At 57.9% G+C, this 7,238-nt stretch carries 6 protein-coding genes and 3 pseudogenes; 6 read left to right on the top strand and 3 right to left on the bottom strand.

The features are described 5' to 3' along the window. From JQ822_RS24205 to JQ822_RS24185, 5 genes and pseudogenes are all read left to right on the top strand, one after another. Positions 1 to 1,171 (top strand): IS91-like element ISCR2 family transposase (locus JQ822_RS24205; protein ID WP_213135448.1); only part of this gene is annotated, 1,171 nt, incomplete at its 5' end. Between the two features lie 30 nt (positions 1,172 to 1,201). After that, positions 1,202 to 2,086: a DUF3363 domain-containing protein gene (locus JQ822_RS24505; RefSeq protein WP_001447541.1), complete on the top strand. Its 885-nt coding sequence runs from the start codon at positions 1,202 to 1,204 to the stop codon at positions 2,084 to 2,086. Positions 2,087 to 2,302: 216 nt separating this feature from the next. Next, positions 2,303 to 3,517 (top strand): chloramphenicol/florfenicol efflux MFS transporter FloR, encoded by a 1,215-nt coding sequence (gene floR, locus JQ822_RS24195; RefSeq protein ID WP_044862717.1) that lies wholly within the window; start codon positions 2,303 to 2,305, stop codon positions 3,515 to 3,517. Positions 3,518 to 3,544: 27 nt separating this feature from the next. Beyond that, positions 3,545 to 3,772 (top strand): annotated as a pseudogene (locus JQ822_RS24190) (helix-turn-helix domain-containing protein); the annotation flags it as partial. A gap of 83 nt (positions 3,773 to 3,855) precedes the next feature. Continuing rightward, positions 3,856 to 4,125 (top strand): annotated as a pseudogene (locus JQ822_RS24185) (IS91 family transposase); the annotation flags it as partial. Positions 4,126 to 4,231: 106 nt separating this feature from the next. Here the strand turns inward: JQ822_RS24185 and JQ822_RS24180 are convergent. Genes JQ822_RS24180 through sul2 form a run of 3 tightly spaced genes read right to left on the bottom strand, consistent with a single transcriptional unit; the run spans position 4,232 to position 6,747 of the window. Continuing rightward, entirely contained in the window at positions 4,232 to 5,068 is an 837-nt protein-coding gene (locus JQ822_RS24180; RefSeq protein ID WP_000480968.1) for an aminoglycoside O-phosphotransferase APH(6)-Id, read from the bottom strand. Then, positions 5,068 to 5,871, bottom strand: coding sequence for an aminoglycoside O-phosphotransferase APH(3'')-Ib (gene aph(3'')-Ib, locus JQ822_RS24175; protein WP_001082319.1), 804 nt, complete (start codon positions 5,869 to 5,871; stop codon positions 5,068 to 5,070). The genes JQ822_RS24180 and aph(3'')-Ib overlap by 1 nt, the downstream gene beginning before the upstream one ends. Positions 5,872 to 5,931: 60 nt before the next feature. Next, positions 5,932 to 6,747, bottom strand: coding sequence for a sulfonamide-resistant dihydropteroate synthase Sul2 (gene sul2, locus JQ822_RS24170; protein WP_001043260.1), 816 nt, complete (start codon positions 6,745 to 6,747; stop codon positions 5,932 to 5,934). 329 nt (positions 6,748 to 7,076) lie between these two features. Here sul2 and JQ822_RS24740 point away from each other — a divergent pair. After that, positions 7,077 to 7,238: pseudogene (locus tag JQ822_RS24740) on the top strand (Arm DNA-binding domain-containing protein); the annotation flags it as partial.

Here is a 7,238-nt window from a genome sequence, read left to right as displayed (position 1 = left end):
CTTGCTGGTTGATGAAGTACTGCCTGAACAACCCATGCGTCAGTGGGTGTTGAGCTTCCCGTTTCAGCTGCGTTTCCTGTTTGCCAGCCGGCCCGAGATCATGGGGTGGGTGCTGGGCATCGTTTACCGCGTCATTGCCACGCACCTGGTCAAGAAAGCGGGCCATACCCACCAAGTGGCCAAGACGGGCGCGGTCACCCTGATCCAGCGTTTTGGATCGGCGCTCAATCTGAATGTTCACTTCCACATGCTGTTTCTCGACGGTGTGTATGTCGAGCAATCCCACGGCTCAGCGCGTTTCCGCTGGGTCAAGGCGCCGACCAGCCCAGAGCTCACCCAGCTGACGCACACCATCGCCCACCGGGTGGGTCGCTATCTGGAACGGCAAGGCCTGCTGGAACGGGATGTCGAAAACAGCTATCTGGCCTCGGATGCGGTGGATGACGACCCGATGACACCCCTGCTGGGGCACTCGATCACTTACCGTATCGCTGTCGGTTCACAGGCGGGGCGAAAGGTGTTCACTTTGCAAACTCTGCCGACCAGTGGTGATCCGTTCGGTGACGGGATTGGCAAGGTAGCCGGGTCCAGCCTGCACGCCGGCGTGGCGGCCAGGGCCGATGAACGCAAGAAGCTCGAACGGCTGTGCCGGTACATCAGCCGCCCGGCGGTATCCGAGAAGCGGCTGTCGTTAACACGAGGCGGCAACGTGCGCTACCAGCTCAAGATGCCGTACCGGGACGGCACCACGCACGTCATTTTCGAACCATTGGATTTCATTGCAAGGCTGGCCGCCCTGGTACCGAAGCCCAGAGTCAACCTAACCCGCTTCCACGGGGTGTTCGCACCCAACAGTCGGCACCGGGCGTTGGTCACGCCGGCAAAACGGGGCAGGGGCAACAAGGTCAGGGTGGCTGATGAACCGGCAACACCAGCACAACGGCGAGCGTCGATGACATGGGCGCAACGGCTCAAGCGTGTTTTCAATATCGACATCGAGACCTGCAGCGGCTGCGGCGGCGCCATGAAAGTCATCGCCTGCATTGAAGACCCTATAGTGATCAAGCAGATCCTTGATCACCTGAAGCACAAAGCCGAAACCAGCGGGACCAGGGCGTTACCCGAAAGCCGGGCGCCACCGGCTGAGCTGCTCCTGGGTCTGTTTGACTGACGAGCCTGAAGGCCAACGATACCAATCAAAATGCTGCGTTCACAGCGCCGCGGCAGGGATCCGCCGTGCTGGTTGTCGGAAAAGGAGCCGCTAGTGGGAAAGAGGAGGGTAAATTTTCAGCGTTGCTGGCTCCCCGTCAGCCGGATTGGGTTGCATCGCAGGGGTGTCGAAAGAGTCAACTGCGGTCCAAAGCTGTTGGACTTGGGTGAAAAGGGCGTTTATTCTTCCTATACGTGCCGCGTTCCAGGCGGCGACTATGAGGGCTATGTCGATGCCCATGTGCGCCGGCTGGAGGCGCTACGCCGGGCCGGTATCGTCGAGCGGATCGACGCCGACCAATGGCGCATCCCCGATGATCTGGTCAGCCGTGCCGCCGCCCATGACGCCGGCCGAGACAGTCAGGCCAGCGTTCGCGTCCTTTCCCCGGTCGATCTGAACAAACAGATCGGATCGGACGGCGCGACCTGGCTGGACCGGCGGCTGATCCACGGCGAGACGGCCGACCTTGCGCCAACCGGCTTCGGGCAACAAGTCCGCGAAGCCATGGACCAGCGCCGCGAGCACCATATCGAACAGGGCGACGCCACCCGCAGCCGGGACAGCCGCGTCTTCTACCGGCGCAACCTTCTCGCCATCCTGCGGGAGCGCGAGGTAGCCGGCGTCGGATCGGATATGGCTTTGAGTAAGGGCCTGCCGTTCCGCGCCGCCACGGACGGCGAGAGCGTCAGCGGCAAGTTTACCGGAACCGTGCATCTATCGAGCGGCAAGTTCGCCGTGGTCGAGAAATCCCATGAGTTCACCCTTGTCCCGTGGCGGCCGATCATCGACCGCCAACTCGGCCGCGAGGTTATGGGCATCGTGCAGGGCGGGTCGGTGTCGTGGCAGTTAGGGCGGCAGAGGGGGCTGGAACGCTGAGTGCGCCCATGCCGCATTGCGAAGCAAAAGATAATCGGATAAAATGTAGCAATTCATATTCGTAAGCGTGGAGTAATCAGATGGGAAATTCCAAGTCAGCAGACAAGTAAGCCGCAACAACCAGTATTGTTGTTGCGGCGCTCTGTAAGGCTAGTCTCATCTGATTGCTGACGAGCAGACGTCGCCCGGTATTCCTTAATCGAGGGTTGATTCGTCATGACCACCACACGCCCCGCGTGGGCCTATACGCTGCCGGCAGCACTGCTGCTGATGGCTCCTTTCGACATCCTCGCTTCACTGGCGATGGATATTTATCTCCCTGTCGTTCCAGCGATGCCCGGCATCCTGAACACGACGCCCGCTATGATCCAACTCACGTTGAGCCTCTATATGGTGATGCTCGGCGTGGGCCAGGTGATTTTTGGTCCGCTCTCAGACAGAATCGGGCGACGGCCAATTCTACTTGCGGGCGCAACGGCTTTCGTCATTGCGTCTCTGGGAGCAGCTTGGTCTTCAACTGCACCGGCCTTTGTCGCTTTCCGTCTACTTCAAGCAGTGGGCGCGTCGGCCATGCTGGTGGCGACGTTCGCGACGGTTCGCGACGTTTATGCCAACCGTCCTGAGGGTGTCGTCATCTACGGCCTTTTCAGTTCGATGCTGGCGTTCGTGCCTGCGCTCGGCCCTATCGCCGGAGCATTGATCGGCGAGTTCTTGGGATGGCAGGCGATATTCATTACTTTGGCTATACTGGCGATGCTCGCACTCCTAAATGCGGGTTTCAGGTGGCACGAAACCCGCCCTCTGGATCAAGTCAAGACGCGCCGATCTGTCTTGCCGATCTTCGCGAGTCCGGCTTTTTGGGTTTACACTGTCGGCTTTAGCGCCGGTATGGGCACCTACTTCGTCTTCTTCTCGACGGCTCCCAGTGTGCTCATAGGCCAAGCGGAATATTCCGAGATCGGATTCAGCTTTGCCTTCGCCACTGTCGCGCTTGTAATGATCGTGACAACCCGTTTCGCGAAGTCCTTTGTCGCCAGATGGGGCATCGCAGGATGCGTGGCGCGTGGGATGGCGTTGCTTGTTTGCGGAGCGGTCCTGTTGGGGATCGGCGAACTTTACGGCTCGCCGTCATTCCTCACCTTCATCCTACCGATGTGGGTTGTCGCGGTCGGTATTGTCTTCACGGTGTCCGTTACCGCGAACGGCGCTTTGGCAGAGTTCGACGACATCGCGGGATCAGCGGTCGCGTTCTACTTCTGCGTTCAAAGCCTGATAGTCAGCATTGTCGGGACATTGGCGGTGGCACTTTTAAACGGTGACACAGCGTGGCCCGTGATCTGTTACGCCACGGCGATGGCGGTACTGGTTTCGTTGGGGCTGGTGCTCCTTCGGCTCCGTGGGGCTGCCACCGAGAAGTCGCCAGTCGTCTAACCGACGACTGGTAGCAGGCCCGCTCCGATGCGGCGCACTAACCATCGAAACCTCGTGAATGTCGGTATCCTGTCTGGCAGGATACCGCTCATTTCCCTTGTTCAGTTCATCGCCGTCGCCGAGCATCTGAATTTTCGGCATGCGGCCAAGGCACTTGGTATCAGCCAGTCGAGCGTCAGCGCGCGTGTGAAAGCGCTGGAGGATAACCTTGGTGTCCTGCTATTTGAGCGCCATGCGCGGGGCGTTCGGCTAACAGACGCAGGCAGGCACTTCATGGAGCGTGTCACGGCGGGTGTCGATCAACTCGATCACGCAGTGAAGACCGCNTTATGGCAGAGCAGGGAAAGGAATTGCCGGGCTATGTGCAACGGGAATTTGAAGAATTTCTCCAATGCGGGCGGCTGGAGCATGGCTTTCTACGGGTTCGCTGCGAGTCTTGCCACGCCGAGCACCTGGTCGCTTTCAGCTGTAAGCGTCGCGGTTTCTGCCCGAGCTGTGGGGCGCGGCGGATGGCCGAAAGTGCCGCCTTGCTGGTTGATGAAGTACTGCCTGAACAACCCATGCGTCAGTGGGTGTTGAGCTTCCCGTTTCAGCTGCGTTTCCTGTTTGGGGTCGTTTGCGGGAAGGGGCGGAATCCTACGCTAAGGCTTTGGCCAGCGATATTCTCCGGTGAGATTGATGTGTTCCCAGGGGATAGGAGAAGTCGCTTGATATCTAGTATGACGTCTGTCGCACCTGCTTGATCGCGGCCGCGATAGCTAGATCGCGTTGCTCCTCTTCTCCATCCGCGTTCCAAGCTGCGGAAAGGCACCCATAAGCGTACGCCTGGTCGAGCAGGCGACGCGGATCGACGTCCAGCGCACGAGAGAATGCGTCCGCCATCTGTGCAATGCGTCTAGGATCGAGACAAAGGTCGTCTCTGTCAGCCGGATCGTAGAACATATTGGCGGCGCCAAAGCCCACTTCACCGACCAGACCGACGGGATCTATCACCAGCCAGCCGCGACTGGAGAACATGATGTTTTCATGATGCAGATCGCCATGTAGCCCACGCAGTTCCGAGGCATTGCTCATCATTTGATCGGCTATAATCGCCGCGTGGACGTAGTCAGTTTGACAACCTGCGTTTTGATCATCGCGCGCCCGCTGAAACAAAGCTGCAAAGCGATCCCGGATCGGGAGAAGGGCAGAAGGCAGGGGTTCCTCAGATGCGGCATACAGCTTCGCCATTAGTTCCGCTGCAATTTCGGTCGCCTGGTAGTCGCCGTGCTCGGCAACGATGTGAGAGAGCATTCGCTCCCCGGCATATTCGAGCAACATCAGATTGTTCTCACGACCGAGCAACCGGACTGCTCCCCTCCCATTGCGCCATACCAGATAGTCGGCCCCGCGCAGTTCATCAGCAATGTCTTCTATAGGTTTCAATCCCTTGACGATTGCAGGAGTCCCGTCTGGCAATGAAACTTTCCAAACGAGGCTGGAAAAGGTGTCCGCAATGAGAACAGGTTGCGAAACGTGCCAATGAGCAGGAAAAACAGGCGGCATGAACATCAACCCCAAGTCAGAGGGTCCAATCGCAGATAGAAGGCAAGGCGTTCGCGGTCGGGGGCTTCGATCCCCAATACATTGAATAGGACAGCGAAGGCGCGCTCTGCTTCATCTGGCGCTGCCCAGTTCTCTTCGGCGTTAGCAATCATGAGTGCCAAATCGGCATAGCGATCTGCTGTTCCGAGCCGCCCAAGGTCGATCAGACCCGTGCATTGAAGAGTTTTAGGGTCCACCATGAAGTTCGGCATGCAGGGATCACCATGGCAAACAACCATATCGGTGCGCTCTTGGTCGAGCCGCACCGGTAGCTCTCGTTCGACACGAGCCAAAAGATCGAGCTGCGGCGTACTCTTGTCCTCGTCCGGTAAGAAGTCGGGATTGACGGCATTGCGGGACACCACATCAACGGCGCGTCCGAACATTCGCGACAGCCTGCGCTCAAACGGACATTGATCAACCGATAGGCTGTGAACAGCGCCAAGTTGCTGCCCCATTGACGGCCACGCTTTGAGCAAATCCGCTCCAGACAGATCAGCCGCCGGTACTCCCGGAATTGCCGTTATCACCAAGCATGCACCCTCCTGTTCCTCCTGCCAGTTGATGACCTCGGGGCAAGCCACACCTCGACCTTTGAGCCAAATGAGGCGGTCACGCTCTCCAGCGAGCTCACCGCGGCGGGAAGCAGGTGCGATTTTCGCGAAGGCATGCCCGTCACCACGTCGAAAAACAAAATCACCAGATTCTCCGCCTCTGACAGGCAACCAGTCAGAATGCGATTCACCAAAAAAAATATTAGTTCGATTCAATGGAGGTTCCTTCAGTTTTCTGATGAAGCGCGAATATAGAGAAATATCCCGAATGTGCAGTTAACGAATTCTTGCGGTTTCTTTCAGCGCCGCCAATACCGCCAGCCCGTCGCGCAAGGGGCGCGGCTCGTGTGTGCGGATGAAGTCAGCTCCACCTGCGGCGGCGGCAAGCTCTGCAGCGAGTGTCGCGGCCCCGACATCCCCCGGACCACGGCCTGTGAGCGCGCGCAGAAAGGATTTGCGCGAAACAGACAGAAGCACCGGCAAATCGAAGCGCAGCCGCAATTCATCGAACCGCGCCAGCACCGAGAGCGAGGTTTCGGGAGCAGCCCCCAGAAAAAACCCCATGCCGGGATCAAGGACAAGGCGGTTGCGTTTGATACCGGCACCCGTCAGCGCCGCGATGCGCGCGTCAAAGAACGCCGCAATGTGATCCATGATGTCGCCAGCGGGTGCCTCGCGCCGATCTGCCTGCCCGTCTTGCACCGAATGCATAACGACGAGTTTGGCAGATGATTTCGCCAATTGCGGATAGAACGCAGCGTCTGGAAAACCGCGAATATCATTGAGATAGGCCACACCACGCGACAAGGCATAGGCTTGCGTCGCGGGTTGATAACTGTCGAGCGAGACGGGAATGCCATCTGCCTTGAGCGCGTCCAGCACCGGCGCGATACGCGCGATTTCTGTGTCGGACGAAACAGGCGCGGCGTCGGGATTGCTGGATGCCGGACCGAGGTCGATCACATCTGCCCCCTCGGCCATCAGCTTACGCGCCTGCGCAATGGCTGCGTCTGGCGCCAGATACCGGCCTCCATCGGAGAAACTGTCCGAGGTTATGTTGACGATGCCGAAAATGATGAGCGATTTATTCATGGGGGCTTCTATAATAATAATAATCGAGCATGAGTCTCATACGGATGCTCGGGTCGAAAGGGAATCCCCAGGCGAGTAACCTGTTTGCGGTGATCCATTAGCTGCAGGAGCAGAATAGCATACATCTGGAAGCAAAGCCAGGAAAGCGGCCTATGGAGCTGTGCGGCAGCGCTCAGTAGGCAATTTTTCAAAATATTGTTAAGCCTTTTCTGAGCATGGTATTTTTCATGGTATTACCAATTAGCAGGAAAATAAGCCATTGAATATAAAAGATAAAAATGTCTTGTTTACAATAGAGTGGGTATCGGAGACGAAGAAGGACAAGGTACATGCTGACCGATACCAAGCTGCGCAATCTCAAGCCCAGGGACAAACTCTACAAAGTGAATGACCGGGAAGGTCTCTATGTGGGGGTCGCCTCAGAAAACGGAATCTATGGTCACTCCCGTTTTTGCAACACCGATTTTGACGACAAGTTGGCTTGCTTGAAT

Origin of the sequence: Citrobacter sp. FP75, from assembly GCF_018342065.1 — a bacterium.
GTDB lineage: Bacteria > Pseudomonadota > Gammaproteobacteria > Enterobacterales > Enterobacteriaceae > Citrobacter.
The sequence above is the reverse complement of the archived record's forward strand: the minus strand, read 5'-3'. Positions and strand labels throughout refer to the sequence as shown.

Bases quoted from the DNA above. Each gene is read 5' to 3' on its own strand.
- floR (WP_044862717.1), top strand. From the start codon at position 2,303: ATGACCACCACACGCCCCGCGTGGGCCTATACGCTGCCGGCAGCACTG.
- sul2 (WP_001043260.1), bottom strand. From the start codon at position 6,747: ATGAATAAATCGCTCATCATTTTCGGCATCGTCAACATAACCTCGGAC.
- JQ822_RS24505 (WP_001447541.1), top strand. From the start codon at position 1,202: ATGCTGCGTTCACAGCGCCGCGGCAGGGATCCGCCGTGCTGGTTGTCG.
- JQ822_RS24180 (WP_000480968.1), bottom strand. From the start codon at position 5,068: ATGTTCATGCCGCCTGTTTTTCCTGCTCATTGGCACGTTTCGCAACCT.